Consider the following 14,173-nt stretch of genomic DNA (forward strand, 5'->3'; position numbering starts at 1 on the left):
AAGAATTGGTTCTTGAATTGCTGTTCTTTAAACAATACCTCTATCTATTGAAGAGGTGATGATTTATTTCGGTGTAAATCGCTTTTATGTCAATATCCAAGCTATTTCTAGCTTACTAAATAGCAATTTTCCACTGATAGTTTACGGTTTCTTTAGTGCCAAAACTGAGATATGTATACTGCTAATTGCTGCATATTTTGAATCGGTACTCAGAAGCAAGTAATTGCTAATAAACTATAAATTTTTATACTATACTTATAAATTTGCTACAGTTGTGCTTAGTTTTTTTAGTTACTATTCATGGTGAGTCGTTTTTAACTAGTGTTCAGTTTATAAACTGTCACTCACTATAACCCTCATTTTCTTGTAAAAGAGATATTCTTAGTTAGTGCAAGGAGTGATACCATTTCACCACATGTTTGTCACAAGTTATGCTCGCAATGCTCCCCCATCAGGGAGTGTTGCAGGTTTCAAATGTTGCATCAAGCAAGTGAGTTGGTATAAGCTTTTACGAAGAAGCGCTTGAGTGAGCAAAACTCTCAAGCGCTTTTTCGTGTATAAATAAAACAGTCGAATTCTCTGGATAATACAATTAACAATATTTTTACTAATAATTTTAATTCTGAGAATCACTGGAATATCTAGGTGAAATAACAGCGATGATCTCAATAATGAGTGCGATCGCATTATTAACATTATCTAAATTTTGCTGGTTGTTTTATTTACTTCCCAAAAAGAAAAAAGGTTTAGGTGTAGGTAATTCACTTCAGATAAATTAGCAAATTCAATCCTGGAATTGTGCGGGAAAGAGTCCACAAGACTAATGTGATATAAATTACACCTAAACTCCATTGATACCAAGCAAGTGCAGAGATGATACCTGGTAAATGTTCGTCTCGTAGGCGAATGTCGTTAAATCCTAATTTAACTAGGTTGTTGAGACTAAAATCATAATAGTTGAGCCAGTTCCAACGGCGATCGCTCAGTAGAGGCATATATCGTTCCCGAAATGTCTGATTTCTCGGTATGACTGGTAAACGCCCAATCAACAATCGTAACTGGCGAAATGTGCCGTCTTCGGTGAAGTAAGAAACATTCATTAAGTTGTGATAACGCCCTTGTTGGTAAAGTCGCATCAATAACGCCAGTGGTATGGGGACAAGAATTATGACAAGACAACCCAATGTCAGCCAAGGTTGTTGAGCATTGCGAAAGATGGCTAGTAAACTTAAGAACTCTAAAACGCTAAAACTGACTAATATAGAAATGGTTTCGTAGGATGTGGGAATAATTGGTACGGGATGCAGGCGACGATAGCGATCCACTAGCCAAAATAGTAAACCGAAATAAGCGATCGCAACTCCTCCCACACCAAACACTAACCAAAAATTTGTCCCATAGCCACTCAACAACAGTAGTACACTCAACCCCAAGCAACTCCAAGCTTGCAGCAACCACCCACCGATAGCAAGGGATTCGCCAACACTTAAGCGATCGCTAAGTTGAGTATATTTCTCTAAATCGATGTCTGCTAAAGTCAATAACTCACTACTGTTACGAAAAGATTTTATCAGACGACGTTGAGCGATCGCTGCGGCTTGAGTTTCAGAAAAACCCAGTCTGATCAAACTTGCAACACTTGCACTATTAATATTTGTAGCCATCAAACGGCGACTCATTTCTACTAATCGCAGTTCTTGTTTTGTGTATTCCAGTTCATTAGCATCGGTAACTTGTTGTTGCTGACGGAAATTTTGCCCCAAATTCCGCAAAATATTTTGATTGCCTTGCAATGTCGGGATGCAGAACATCATACCAATTTGACCAGGATTACCTAAAATTTTTGCTTGGTTAGAATTAAAAGTTAAACCAGGTACGCTTAAACAAGCGTCTGTAGAAAATCTAGCATCGCTAAAATCAGCTTGATTGAGAATGCTTGCACCTTGCAAATTCACCGATTGATTAAACTCCACTTCTCGAAATATGACAGCTTGCTCAAAAATTGCCTCCCTTAAAAGGAGGGACTGATTAAAATTTGCTTTACTAAACTGGGCTTGATTAGCAAAGCGGACATCAGAAAAATCAGCATTTTCTTGCCATTGCACACTACTGAATTTAGCCAACTGCTTAAAAATCGCTTGGTTAAAGTTGGCAGTCTTTTCAAAGATACTACCTTGAAAATCAGCGAGTTCCTGAAATTGAGTTTGTTTAAAATTAGCTTTTTCAAAAAAAATACTACCCTGAAAATTGCTTAGTTGCTTGAATTTAGTACCACTAAAGCTGACAGGACGACCAAATCGGGTTTCAGCCCAATTAGTGGATTGGAGAAACGTTGCACCTTGGGCATCCACAGACTGAAGAAAGAATGTATGAGAAAACTTAATTTCGCCATTAAAGCGAGTTTGTACAAGTTTCAAGACACCACGAAAGACAGCAATTTCACTGGATGGGGTTGATTCTGTTCCTAATAGCGATCGGCAATCTTTGGAATTCGTGAGTGACTCCAGACAAACAAATCGCAACCGTTCTAATTCTTGTTTTTCAGTAACAGTGAAAATTGGAGCAATGCCTTGAGCATACAATGGTGTTCTTAAACCCAAATCGCTACCCACAAAATCTCCCAAAATCAGGGCATAGCTGAGGTCTAAACCCAGAGGTTTTGCACCTAGCTCTTTTCGCAGTAGTTTATAAAAAGCATCACTAAAACTAGCGTTTTCTGGGCGCAAATCAATCACCATCTTCTGCAAATCTACCGTCAAATTGCCTTCGCGCAGCGTCGGTGTATGTAGACGTTCTTGTAATAACTCCAGAGTTAAGGGTGTGCGTTCTGGTTGCGTCTGTGCTGCTGAACTAGGGAGAGGGAGAAAGAGGAGAATTGATAAAACGCAAAGGAACGCTAAGGAAAGCGCAGAGAAGCGCAGAGAAATGCCTTTGCGCACCTTTGCGTTTAACCTTTGCGTACCTTTGCGTTTAAAAAATAAATTATGCAAATTGTTCGATTATTCGTCGCTAATAAGTAGAACAATTTTACCCGTCACTGAACCGCTTTCAATTAGTTGGTGGGCTTTAGCTGCTTCTTTTAAGGGAAATTTGTGGCTAACATGGATTTTTAACTTGCCTTCATCGATCCAGGTGGCACATTGTTCGAGAATTTCTGCATGGTGCTGGAGGCTTTCTTCTAATCCTAGCAACGCTGGTGCAAGCATTAATTCTAAACTAATGCGGAGATTGCGTAATCTAGCAGTTTTCCAAACAGTATTGGTATCTGGTTCGAGAATCGTCACAATATCGCCATAAACTCGCACTGCGGGGAAAGTTTTGTGAAAGGTTTCGCCGCCTATGGTATCAAAAGCCAAGTCTACGCCTTCGCCGCCAGTCCAATCTAATACCGCTTGCACAAAGTCTGTTTGTTTGTAAAAAATTACATGATCAGCACCGAGTTCTTTGACGAAATTAGCCTTTTCTTCAGAACTGACTGTGGTAGAAACACTAGCACCTTTAAGTTTCGCCAATTGAATTGCTACATGACCGACACCACCAGCACCCGCATGAATGAAAACCCGTTCTCCAGGTTCCAATCGTCCTCGTTCGTATAAAGCTTCCCAGGCGGTGATTAATACTAAAGGCGCTGCTGCTGCTTCGGCAAAAGAAATAGACGTGGGTTTGGGTGCAACAAACCGCTCATCCACAACGGTATATTCAGCATAATTACCTTGATGTGCGCCCAATCCACCGTAGCAAAAATAGACTTGATCCCCTGGGCGAAAACGCTGAACACCATTACCCACCGCTTCGATTACACCAGCACCATCACATCCTAAAATTGTCGGCGTGCGATCGGGGTAGAAAGTGCCTCGGCTACGAAGTTTAGTGTCAATGGGGTTAATGCCAGCCGCAACCAAACGCACTAAAAGTTCAGTGTTACCTACAGGAACATCAGGGTTTGGCACTTCCTGTATTTGCAGAACTTCGGGACTGCCAGCTGCTGCCATCAAGACTGCTTTCACAACTTTTTCCTCCTGGCTTTAGATGCACGTTCTTATGCAACTTTAGCGCAGAGGGTAGATACAAAGTTATGTCTGAGAGAAAACTGCGTACGTGTAGTTCGTCGTAGACATCGCATTAAAGTTATAATAAGTGTACATTTTAATGTACACTTACTTACATGCCAAAATACTTAACCATTACCGAAGCTCGACGACAACTATTAGAGTTGCCGGATGAGTTGAAAGATGAACCAGTAATCATCACTAAGCATGGTAAACCAGTAATGGCAGCACTTAGTTTTGAACAATTTGAATCTTTGTTAGAAACCCTGGCAATCTTATCTGATCGGGAGTTTGCTCATCAGCTACAGGAGAGTATAAGCCAAGGGGAACAGCAAGAAACCATTAGCTGGAAGGAAGCAAAAGCACAACTTGGACTCTGACACAGAACAACCGATTAACACAGAGTATGAAATTGAACTGACATCCCTAGCTTTAGAAATGTTGACTGATGTTAAGGATAAACGTCATCAGAAATCTTTGAGCGAGAGAATCGACAAACTCAAAACAGATCCAGAAAAGCAGGGAAAACCTCTAATTGACAAGCTGAGGGGATATCGTAGTGTCAGAGGTGTTGGTCAACGATACAGAATTATTTATAAAGTAGAGCTAGAGAAAGTCGTGGTTTTAGTGGTTGGTTTCGGACTACGAAAAGAGGGTGACAAAGGGGACATTTATACACTTTTGCAGAGATTGTTAGAGGAATGAGTAATGCTTAATCGAGGATGAATACCAATATGGTTCAGTTAAGGACTACTGGTAACAATTTTGGTAACAGACTTTTTTTAACAACCTTAAAGCAAAGCACCACCACAACTAGAACCACACCCAGCAGTACAACCATAGCAATAAGCAGCCGTTTGGATCTCACTAATTAGGTCTAAACTGCCAGCTTCTAGCAATTTGCTAACTGTTAAGGTTTCACCATTACGAGTTTTTGCAGGCAAATTCATCATCTGGTTAAAGTCACAATCATACACATTTCCTAGATAATCAATTGAAAGTTCATCGCGGCACATTAAATGTTCAACTGTGTCAGGATTAAAATGCGACTCTAAAAACTGCAAATAGCTGGTGTACAGTTTTCTCCGTTCTAAGTGCATTTTGGTTCTACCAACTGGAAGGTTGGTAATGGTGAAGAGGTTGTTAAATACAATATTAAAATGTTCTTGTAAGAACATTTTGTAATCTCGTTCTAGGTTAGTCTGTTCGGGAGCTAAGGAGAATTTTTCACTAGTGGGTAACTGGGGATTAAATACCAAGTCCAAAATTAAATTTTGTTCTTTACCATAGCCGAGTTTGTTAAGCCATTGTAAAGCTTTGACTGAACTATCAAAAACACCAGAACCGCGCATTTTATCAACATTGTCTGCCAAATAGCAGGGTAGTGAAGCCACAACTCTTATTTGGTGTTTAGCAAAATATTCTGGTAAATCAGCAAATCCATCTTCAAAATAAATAGTCAAATTAGACCGGACAATTACCTGCTTACCGGTTGTTTTTGCTGCTTCTACCAATTGCTTAAATCCATAATTCATTTCTGGTGCGCCACCAGTTAAATCTACAATTTGAATTTCGGGAGATTTATGAATTAGCGAAATCAATTGTTCGCAAACTTCAGTAGAAAGTTCTTCTGTACGTTTTGGCCCAGCTTCAACATGACAGTGTGTACACGCAAGGTTACAGCGCTTGCCTAGATTGATTTGTAAAACACTGATTTCCTTTTTTATCAAAGGTGAATTGAGTTTGTTTTTAAATGGTGTGACTGTTGAATCTAGTATAACTTTTGATTGAGTTTGCATTAGTTACTATTCCTTAAATATGATATAAATATGTTTATTTTTTCTAACCTTGCAATAATCTATAAGTTATTCCACTAATAATTGCAGCAGTAGGTAAAGTTAAAATCCACGATAATAATATCTGATAAAAAACACGCGTATTAACTTTTCTACCAGTTAATCCTACTCCAAAAATAGAACTAACTGAAACATAAGTGGTAGAAATTGGAAGCCCAAATCGACTAGCCGCGATAACCAGAATAGCGGTTACTATATTTGCTGATAAGCCTTGGGTATGATTTATTGAAGTAATGTTTTCGCTCATGGTAAGAGCAATTTTTTGGGAGTTGAGTAAACCGCCAAGTGCCATTGCGATCGCAATGGTGATCATTCCGCCCTGAACCGAAAAATATTCAATAACTAGAATGAGTGAGAAAATCTTGGGAGTATCATTTAATCCTCTAGCAAAACTCACAACTCCAGCGCTGATAAAATGGCAATTATCAATCATTTTCTGATTGAATTGGAAGTTACATTTAGAATTGATATAGCTAAATAAGTTGTAAATTCCTGCTCCCAAAGCAATAGCAATGATGGGACTGAGTAATAAAGGTAAAATAAAGAAGGTTTCCAAAGCTACAAAATTAACTTTGAGTCCGATCGCAACTAATCCAGCGCCAACAATAGCACCTGTTAAACTGTGAGTTGTGGAAACGGGAAAGCCCATGAGGGTGGCTATCAGTATAGTTAAACCGGCTGCGATCGCAACTGCGATATGAAACTGTGGTGTATTAGCGATCGCATCAGGAACTAATCCTTTTCCAGAGAAGTTTTTAATTAGCGTACCTGCCAAAAAAGTTGCAGTTGCTGCACCACCTAAAGTCGTAAAAGTTGCCCACAGAATTGCTGTTTGATAGCTGGTAGTTCGGCTGCCAAATAGTGTTGCTACCCCTTTAAAGTTGTCATTGGCACCATTGCAATATGCTAAAAAAAGCGTAGCGATAAATAGACTAATTAACAACATTTTGGGGTTTATAAATAAAAAGTCAGAATCTAGAATTTAGAATGCAATTAGTGAAATATCCAAGTTGTTAATTAATTCCTCAGTTGCACAGAATTATTCTGTTCGCAGAGCGTGACAGAGGCATTATTCTGGCTCCTCACACCTAAACTATTTGTTAATAAATTAACAGCAGCCACCCCCGCTATAGTGCCAGGTTGAATTGGTAACAATTATTTCTGCTGGATTGATATTTGCAAGTTTAGCAGCAGTCTTATCACATACTGCTGCGGGAATACCTCGCTGAAGTATATGTCCTGCTGAGTCGTCGAAGAAGGGTTCCAAGCCAGCATAAATTGCAGTTTTTCCCGTGAAAATACAAGCACCATCTTCTGGAATAGCAACTTTAAAGGAGACAGAATCTAGACTTTCTAAAAGTAGGTGATTGTCTAGATTATAAGTATGGGAATCTAGTAGACGATAAGGACGACGGGCGCGAATTTCAACTTGACCAAAGCCAGAATTTGTAATCCGTTCAGTATACTCTTGATATGTGAGTGCGCCTGATAAACACATGGCTCTCAGTCGTTCATCTTGTTGAAGATGGGCGGGAATTTGACTAGTAGCGATTGGATCGCTCATTTGCAAACGTCCGCCCGGTTTTAATACCCGATAGGCTTCTTTTAAAGCACGGGTTAAATCTTCTGGTTCAAAGATGTTGAAAAGGCAATTCTGCGCCACGATATCGACGGTAGCATCAGCAATAGGTAGGTTAAAAGCATCACCTTCGCGGATTTCCACAAAACTAGTGTCAAACCACGGGTTTTCTTGAGCAGCAATTTCTAGATTGCGTGCGGCTGCTTCCCGCATCGCTTCAACCGGTTCAACGGCAATTACAGCACCTGCATAGCGGGAAAAATAAGCGAATTGCAAAGCTTCTAAGCCGCCACCAACGCCGACATAAAGCACAGTCGGTTGCTTTCCTAGTTCGGTGGGATGAATGGTGGTGCCACAACCATAGTTCATTTCCTGCATTGCCAAAGGAACTTTTAATCCTGGTAATTGCAGGGGTGTACTTTGCACACAACAAAGTCCAACTTGCGGGGTTTCGGCAACTTCGCGGTAGAATTGCGCTGCTGTTTCTAGATAGGTCATGCCACTTTAGATTATTAGATGATGACAGCTTTACAGCTTTGTGCATCCTAGTACAATTAACCCTATGTTGGATGAGTTTTCGCTAAGATTGCCAAAAACCCCAAATCTTCATCTGATAAAAGCTTTTGGGGCATCTACGTTCATCGAAATTTAATATTGGGAATGGGGATTGGGGCATGGGGCATAGGGCATAGGGAAGAAGCGAGAGTAGTTTTTCCCTCTACTCATTGCACCCTGCTCCTATTTTCAGTCGCCAATGCCCAATGCCCAATGCCCAATGCCCAATGCCCAATGCCCAATGCCCAATTCCCAATGCCCAATGCCCAATTCCCAATGCCCAATGCCCCATAACAAATTCAATCATGCAATGTGTAGCCGACACCACTCACAATTTGAATGAGGCACTTTTTGTTATGGGCTTCGAGTTTCAGACGCAGGTAGCGCATGTGAAGTTCTATGACGTTAGTATTGCCCATGAAGTCGTAACCCCAGACTTCCTCTAAAATGCGATCGCAAGTAATTACTTGTCGGGGATGGGCCAGCAAATATTCTAATAATTGAACCTCGCATGACTAAAAGTCACGCGATTCCTGCTTCAACGATCTCCGCCTGGATTGCTCCAGGACTTACAAGTTCTCCACGGGCATTTTTAAAGTCTCCCTAGCACCGACGGCGACTCTTAAACAAGTACTAGAAAGTATGTTTAACCTCAGTACCTTAAAGATTTTATCTACCAGAGGAGCGATACAAAAGTATCTATTTCTCAGTAGAACCCCATATCTTTAGTTGTCGTGGTTCAGATAAAGCTTGGTTTTCGCTATGTATATATTTTACCAGAATATTGAGTGCCTAACTCATGACTTGAAGTCACGAGTGTGCGGCTTGCAAAAATCAAATTCCTTAGCAGTTAACTCAATTAATCTCTCTTCTCGGTACACTTGGTGAGTGCGACGATTTAAACTTAGGTGATTTCTCAAAATAATTTTACCGATTAGGAGAGTGAATAGCTCTTTCCCTCTACGTTGGAATGATGTTGTGTGGTAACTTTTATTCTGGAAATCACCTCAGGTCTTCAAATTCTAAAACATCTGCAACGTCTACTTGCTGGTTTCTTCGCAGGTGAGTGCCGACTCTGGCTAGTAATTCATCAACGCTGAAGGGTTTAACGAGGTAATCATCAGCACCAGCATCTAAGCCTGCAATGCGATCGCTTAGTTCATCTTTGACGGTTAATAAGATTATTGGCACTTTATCACCAATACTTCGCAGACGGCGACAAATTTCTAACCCCGACAAACCTGGCAACATCCAGTCTAAAATTACTAAATCTAGATGTAACTCACGCGCTGCGGTGAGTGCAGTTAATCCATCGTAGGCAATACTGACTTGATAGCCTTCATAATTCAATTCCAATTCGACAAGTCGTGCCAGTTTGACTTCATCTTCAACCAGTAAGATGTGCGTCATGATGATGTTAATGATTTCAGCAGGGTACGGTAAGCAGAAATACTGCCTGGAAACACTGTCTTCGAGGTGCTAGCTACTTACATAGCTAAACATCTAATTTAGGTGTACGTTAGCTTAGTATAAACCTGAGTAAGTAACAACCGTAAGTTTTCTAAATATCGATGGCTGCTTGATCAAGGAACAATCTGACTAGCTATTAGCAATAGATTGCAATATCTTCACCGCATTTATCGGCAAGATAACAGAGCGCTTTAAACCGCAAACCAACCACTTCATCGTATAGAGGATTTAATTTACACATCGGAGGAATATGAAATAGTTTCCGTCCAAAAAGTTTAATATCTTGCTCAAAGGGACACTGAGCAGGGATAGATTTGCACAGAAAATGAGCTAATTTGGAGTTATGAATTTCTATCGTTTCCAACCACTCGCGCACTGGATGCAGTAGGTCATTGTTTAAGCAGATTTGAATAAAGTTCGTCATAATTTTTCACCTTAAAATTTCAAACTTGATTGAGTTTGTTCTATCTGAACCTCATAAGTACATACAGTTAGGTTCTATAGTTTTATGCACTAATTCTTTGTTCTTTGGTTCTCTACAAAGATAGAATCAGTTTCTATGTACACTGTTGACTACACATTCAAGTGTTATAGTTCCCGATAATTTGTCAAGGTAATATATCTTTTGTGCCAAACTGCATTTTCAATAGGGAGTCAGTGCTATGGGGTTGTCTTATACCATTTTCAAAAATCTGTGCAGTATAGTTAATCGGCTCTAGGGGCGTACATCTGTACATTGGTGTCAACTTAAAGTAAAACTCTTGTGGAGAAATGATCTTAAGTTCACTGACTTTCCATCAATATCCGCGTCAGCCCACCCCGGTTTTGCTGACGCAATAATTAGCCTTCCCAAAGCATTCTACGGTGTATAAATAAGTCTTTAGGAAACCTCACCCTGGTTTTACTACGTAAAACCTGTCCCTCTCCTTACTAAGGAGAGGGATTAAAGATAGGACAGGGTGAGGTTTTTGTTTTGTTTTGGGTAATTTGATGACTTGTGTGTATGTACACTGTAGCCGAAGCGAAGAGGGGAGGGGATTTAGGCTGAGGTAAAATGCCTGTGGGATAAGCATTTGAGCTTAGGTTGACAGATATTTTATAACCAATTCCAAACCGCTATGGTTAAGTGGACTTTGTGTTACTTGCGATCGCCTGCGGTAAGCTTCTGGACATCTACGTTTTATCTTGGCCGTCCCAATGTAGTAATATATAGAGCAGCTTCATCGGCAGGAATACCTAAAACTTCATTTACTTGATCGTCAAAGAATCCACCAATACCGCTAACGCCTATATTTAAGTGCATTGCTGCTAAATTCAGGCGTTGTCCTAAATGACCGGCATCCAGGTGTAAGTAACGGTAAACGCGATCGCCATATTGAGCGATCGCAGCTTTCAAATCGGCTGTATGAAACAAAACTGCTGCTGCATCCCGCCCTAATTCTTGCCCCAAACAGAGAAAATGTAACTCTCGCCGGAAATTTTTAAACCGAATTTGGCGTAATTCTTGGGCTTTGGGTGCGTAATAGTAACAACCCGCCTCCAGTCCTTTAACTCCGCAAACAGCAATGAATGTTTCGATTAAATTCAAATCAAAGTAGTCTGGAGAAATATCTAAACTTTGATCGATGTAATTTTGCGGTTGGTAGGTGAAATCGAGTAAACTTTTTAATTCATCAAAAGTTAAATCATTACCATTGTAAGCGCGGGTAGAGCGTCGCTTGTACATAGTACTTTCCAGTTCTGACAGCTTTTTCCCCCAATCTATAGGTGCAGTGGTGGTGGGAATTTTCAAACAGAAAGGAAAGTTATATTTATCTTCCAAAGATTTTTCTTGTTTGATAACTGGTAAATTGAGATTGCCAGTTATGCCTGATTGGATTTGGGTGTGTCGATGGAAATATGTCAGCAATTCACCATCTGGAATTTGGGGATAACTGGTTTCGGTGGCAGAAGGTAATGCAGTACATCCCAATGGTAAATTTTGATTGACATCTAACAAGTCTGCCAGAGGTAAGACTGCGATCGCACCTTCTTGTTGCGGATCGATATAAAGCAGATCGTTTACCGATTCATCCACAAAGCCGCCGATTAAATGGGGGCGATAATCAGTAATCGCGCCAGCTAACTCAATATTACCTAATAGATGTCCCGTATCTAGAAAAATCCGACGATAAGCCCGATCTTCATAACGCCACTCAGAACGATAGAATACCGCAGTCACAATAATTGCTAGTTGGGTGTTTTCTAAAGAAGGATGCCAGAAACAAGCTGCTTGCAGAGTTTGCCAAACATCACTTTCCCAATAATGCATCAGAGAATGAGTCCGACATTGATAATTATACAGACCAGGTGGCAATAACGACGTGCCACGGGAAACTACATACACCTCAGCAGGGTATAATCCGCCAGCACTGGGAGCAGCACGTAAATACACCGCACTACCCATAGAAGGCATTTTTGCCGTCAATCCATAGCTGCGAAACAGTAACCGGGAAAGTCTTTGCCACCATTGAGCATCTGGATTACCAGCAAATCCCTCTGGTTTTTCTTGGATATAGGGTTTGAGATCAAAAGTAGAGCCAATTTTATACTCTTTAAAAGGCACTGGCTGTTTAGTCCAGTCTAACTGCTGACTTTTGGAGGCAAGAGTCTCAGGGTTGTATTTAGTCCGTTCGTGGTAATGCTGGGCAATTGATTGGTGTAATTCTGGCATAGTACTTTTAATATCCTTGGGGCATCCTTTTTTTGATCTTGGCATTCATTAGCCCCATTGTTTCGTGTCAATTAGTACAATCCTCAGAGTCGGAAAGTGGTAATTGGTAACAACTGCCTTGGGAAAGTAGACGCTAACTCAAGCGTATTGAACTATAAACCTTTATATTGAAGATTATGTGGCGCTTCGACTTATGACAAACAGCTGGCTTGAATCTGCCATATTTAACACCAACTCTATTTAATGGCAAGAAAATTGCAGACTATGACCGAGACAGTAGAGAAACTTAGACTTGAACTCTCTCAGCTATCTATGCAAGAGCGTGCAGAGCTTGCTTACTTCTTGATCCACTCTTTAGATCGAGATGTTGACGATAACGCAGAATTTGCTTGGGATGTTGAGTTAACCAGAAGGATTGAAGAGATTGGTAGTGGAACAGCTGATGGTGAACTGTCAGACAAAGTATTCACGGAACTGCGAGAAAAGTACTCGTGAAGCAGATAATCATTCACAACGAAGCTAGAGCAGAGCTAGATAATTCAGTCGCCTACTACGAAGAGCAAAAAACTGGCTTGGGGCTAGATTTCTTATTTGAAGTGGAGCAGGCTATTGGCAAAATTCAGCAAAACCCAAATATAGGAGCGCCGTACAAAATTCTTGAGTTGCGTCGCTACGTCGTTCAACGTTTTCCCTATCTTATCTTCTATGCAGAATTTGGGGCGTTTATCTGGGTTGTTGCAATAGCTCATGGAAAGCGCAGACCAGATTACTGGAAGAAACGACAGGTTAAATAATAGACATCTCCATTAATTTATCTTAACTTTTCACAAGCGCCGAATTGCAATTTCTAACCCTTCACAGACACCGCTCAGAAAATCTAAATCTAAAGTAGCGATCGCATCAGTAGGTTTATGATAATGCGGATTTCGCAAGAATGCCGTATCTGTCACCATCATTGCCGGATAACCCAAATCCCAGAAAGGCGCATGATCGCTAAGTCTGGTTTGGGGAACTATTAAACCTCGATTCGGCACAGGTAGCCATTGACTAGCTACGCCAGCTTTACGAATATTACGGCTCATGCCAATCAAATCAGGCAATGTCCGCAAATTGCCAATTAAAGCAATAAAATCACCTCTATCTGGATAGAAGCGTTCCAAAGGAGGGGGATAACTTTGAGAACCAGGCGTAGAATCCTTATAACCCAGCATTTCTAGGGAGATCATTAAGCGTAGCTGTTGCTTTTGTTCGTGCAACAGGGCTGCATAGTCAGCACTACCCAGTAAGCCGTATTCTTCCATATCGAAAGCAACTAGCCTTAAGGGATATCTTATGGCTTGGGCAGCAAACTTTCTGGCTAATTCCAGCAACACCGCTACACCAGTGGCATTATCATCAGCCGCAGATGTTCCCGGAACGCCATCATAATGAGCGCCAATTAAAATCGGCGGCAAATCCTTTTTTTGCCCTCTAGCTTGTGAGGGTAAATTTAATATCAAGTTCTTGCAAACTTTACCTCTGACTTCAAAGGTGTGGATTTCCACACTCCCCCATTGGGAAAATTCTTGACGGATGTATTCTTGGACGAAAAAATGTCCAGCCGTTGCCATGTAAGGATCGCGTTCTCGCGCGATCGCACTCAGGGAAGTTTGTAATCGCTCTGTTAAATTCAAATTTTTAAAATAGCGGTAATATTAAGGTTTTCAGGCACTCAAAGAAGTAGAAATTTCTGATCGAAGTACATTTAGTAAAGGACTTCCAAATAAAAAAATATCCCAAAACGGATGCAAAAATCCTCTCTATTCTCCTCCCTCTGCGTTCTCTGCGCCTCTGTGGTTCGTTTTTTATTTATTAGAAATCTCTAACTTGCAAATCCAGTGCATAGAAGTAAACGGATAACAAGAATTGAGGCTGCTTAGACACAGCAATCATCGTCAATGCTATCCTAGTC

General features: G+C 40.6%; 13 protein-coding genes and 2 pseudogenes. 5 read left to right on the top strand and 10 right to left on the bottom strand.

Going from position 1 to position 14,173, the window contains the following annotated elements:
- Positions 1–761: 761 nt before the first annotated feature.
- Positions 762–2,990, bottom strand: a complete 2,229-nt coding sequence (locus V7K98_RS01195; protein WP_335018770.1) for a pentapeptide repeat-containing protein — start codon at positions 2,988–2,990, stop codon at positions 762–764.
- 9 nt (positions 2,991–2,999) lie between these two features.
- Positions 3,000–4,007: a zinc-dependent alcohol dehydrogenase family protein gene (locus V7K98_RS01200; protein WP_335018772.1), complete on the bottom strand. Its 1,008-nt coding sequence runs from the start codon at positions 4,005–4,007 to the stop codon at positions 3,000–3,002.
- 158 nt (positions 4,008–4,165) lie between these two features.
- On the opposite strand from V7K98_RS01200, the gene V7K98_RS01205 reads away from it, so the two are divergent.
- Together V7K98_RS01205 and V7K98_RS01210 are read left to right on the top strand one after the other, a co-directional pair.
- A complete protein-coding gene (locus V7K98_RS01205) occupies positions 4,166–4,429 on the top strand; it encodes a type II toxin-antitoxin system Phd/YefM family antitoxin (RefSeq protein ID WP_335018774.1) in 264 nt (87 codons plus the stop codon).
- Positions 4,419–4,754, top strand: a complete 336-nt coding sequence (locus V7K98_RS01210) for a type II toxin-antitoxin system RelE family toxin (protein ID WP_335018776.1) — start codon at positions 4,419–4,421, stop codon at positions 4,752–4,754. The genes V7K98_RS01205 and V7K98_RS01210 overlap by 11 nt, the downstream gene beginning before the upstream one ends.
- Positions 4,755–4,840: 86 nt before the next feature.
- Here V7K98_RS01210 and arsS read toward each other — a convergent pair whose 3' ends face one another.
- The 3 genes from arsS to arsM all read right to left on the bottom strand — a co-directional run bounded on the left by arsS (position 4,841) and on the right by arsM (position 7,982).
- Positions 4,841–5,848 (bottom strand): arsenosugar biosynthesis radical SAM (seleno)protein ArsS, encoded by a 1,008-nt coding sequence (gene arsS / locus V7K98_RS01215; RefSeq protein WP_335018778.1) that lies wholly within the window; start codon positions 5,846–5,848, stop codon positions 4,841–4,843.
- 43 nt (positions 5,849–5,891) lie between these two features.
- Positions 5,892–6,851 carry an inorganic phosphate transporter gene (locus V7K98_RS01220; protein WP_335018779.1) on the bottom strand — a complete coding sequence of 320 codons (960 nt, stop codon included), beginning with the start codon at positions 6,849–6,851 and terminating at the stop codon, positions 5,892–5,894.
- Positions 6,852–7,013: 162 nt separating this feature from the next.
- Positions 7,014–7,982, bottom strand: a complete 969-nt coding sequence (gene arsM / locus V7K98_RS01225; RefSeq protein ID WP_335018781.1) for an arsenosugar biosynthesis arsenite methyltransferase ArsM — start codon at positions 7,980–7,982, stop codon at positions 7,014–7,016.
- Between the two features lie 162 nt (positions 7,983–8,144).
- Between arsM and V7K98_RS01230 the strand changes: the two genes are divergently transcribed.
- Entirely contained in the window at positions 8,145–8,333 is a 189-nt protein-coding gene (locus V7K98_RS01230) for a hypothetical protein (protein WP_335018783.1), read from the top strand.
- 5 nt (positions 8,334–8,338) lie between these two features.
- Here the strand turns inward: V7K98_RS01230 and V7K98_RS01235 are convergent.
- From V7K98_RS01235 to V7K98_RS01255, 4 genes and pseudogenes are all read right to left on the bottom strand, one after another.
- A pseudogene (locus tag V7K98_RS01235) lies at positions 8,339–8,548 on the bottom strand (winged helix-turn-helix domain-containing protein); the annotation flags it as partial.
- 499 nt (positions 8,549–9,047) lie between these two features.
- A pseudogene (locus V7K98_RS01245) lies at positions 9,048–9,449 on the bottom strand (response regulator transcription factor); the annotation flags it as partial.
- A gap of 196 nt (positions 9,450–9,645) precedes the next feature.
- Entirely contained in the window at positions 9,646–9,933 is a 288-nt protein-coding gene (locus V7K98_RS01250) for a Mo-dependent nitrogenase C-terminal domain-containing protein (protein ID WP_335018785.1), read from the bottom strand.
- A 756-nt stretch (positions 9,934–10,689) separates the two neighbouring features.
- Positions 10,690–12,222, bottom strand: coding sequence for a SagB/ThcOx family dehydrogenase (locus V7K98_RS01255; RefSeq protein ID WP_335018867.1), 1,533 nt, complete (start codon positions 12,220–12,222; stop codon positions 10,690–10,692).
- Between the two features lie 264 nt (positions 12,223–12,486).
- On the opposite strand from V7K98_RS01255, the gene V7K98_RS01260 reads away from it, so the two are divergent.
- Positions 12,487–12,717, top strand: coding sequence for an addiction module protein (locus V7K98_RS01260; protein WP_335018787.1), 231 nt, complete (start codon positions 12,487–12,489; stop codon positions 12,715–12,717).
- Positions 12,714–13,016, top strand: coding sequence for a type II toxin-antitoxin system RelE/ParE family toxin (locus tag V7K98_RS01265; protein ID WP_335018789.1), 303 nt, complete (start codon positions 12,714–12,716; stop codon positions 13,014–13,016). The genes V7K98_RS01260 and V7K98_RS01265 overlap by 4 nt, the downstream gene beginning before the upstream one ends.
- A gap of 30 nt (positions 13,017–13,046) precedes the next feature.
- Here V7K98_RS01265 and V7K98_RS01270 read toward each other — a convergent pair whose 3' ends face one another.
- Complete coding sequence (locus V7K98_RS01270) at positions 13,047–13,895, bottom strand: M28 family peptidase (RefSeq protein WP_335018791.1); 849 nt, start codon at positions 13,893–13,895, stop codon at positions 13,047–13,049.
- Positions 13,896–14,173 lie beyond the last annotated feature (278 nt).

The organism is Nostoc sp. (assembly GCF_036917435.1).
Classification (GTDB): Bacteria; Cyanobacteriota; Cyanobacteriia; order Cyanobacteriales; family Nostocaceae; genus Nostoc.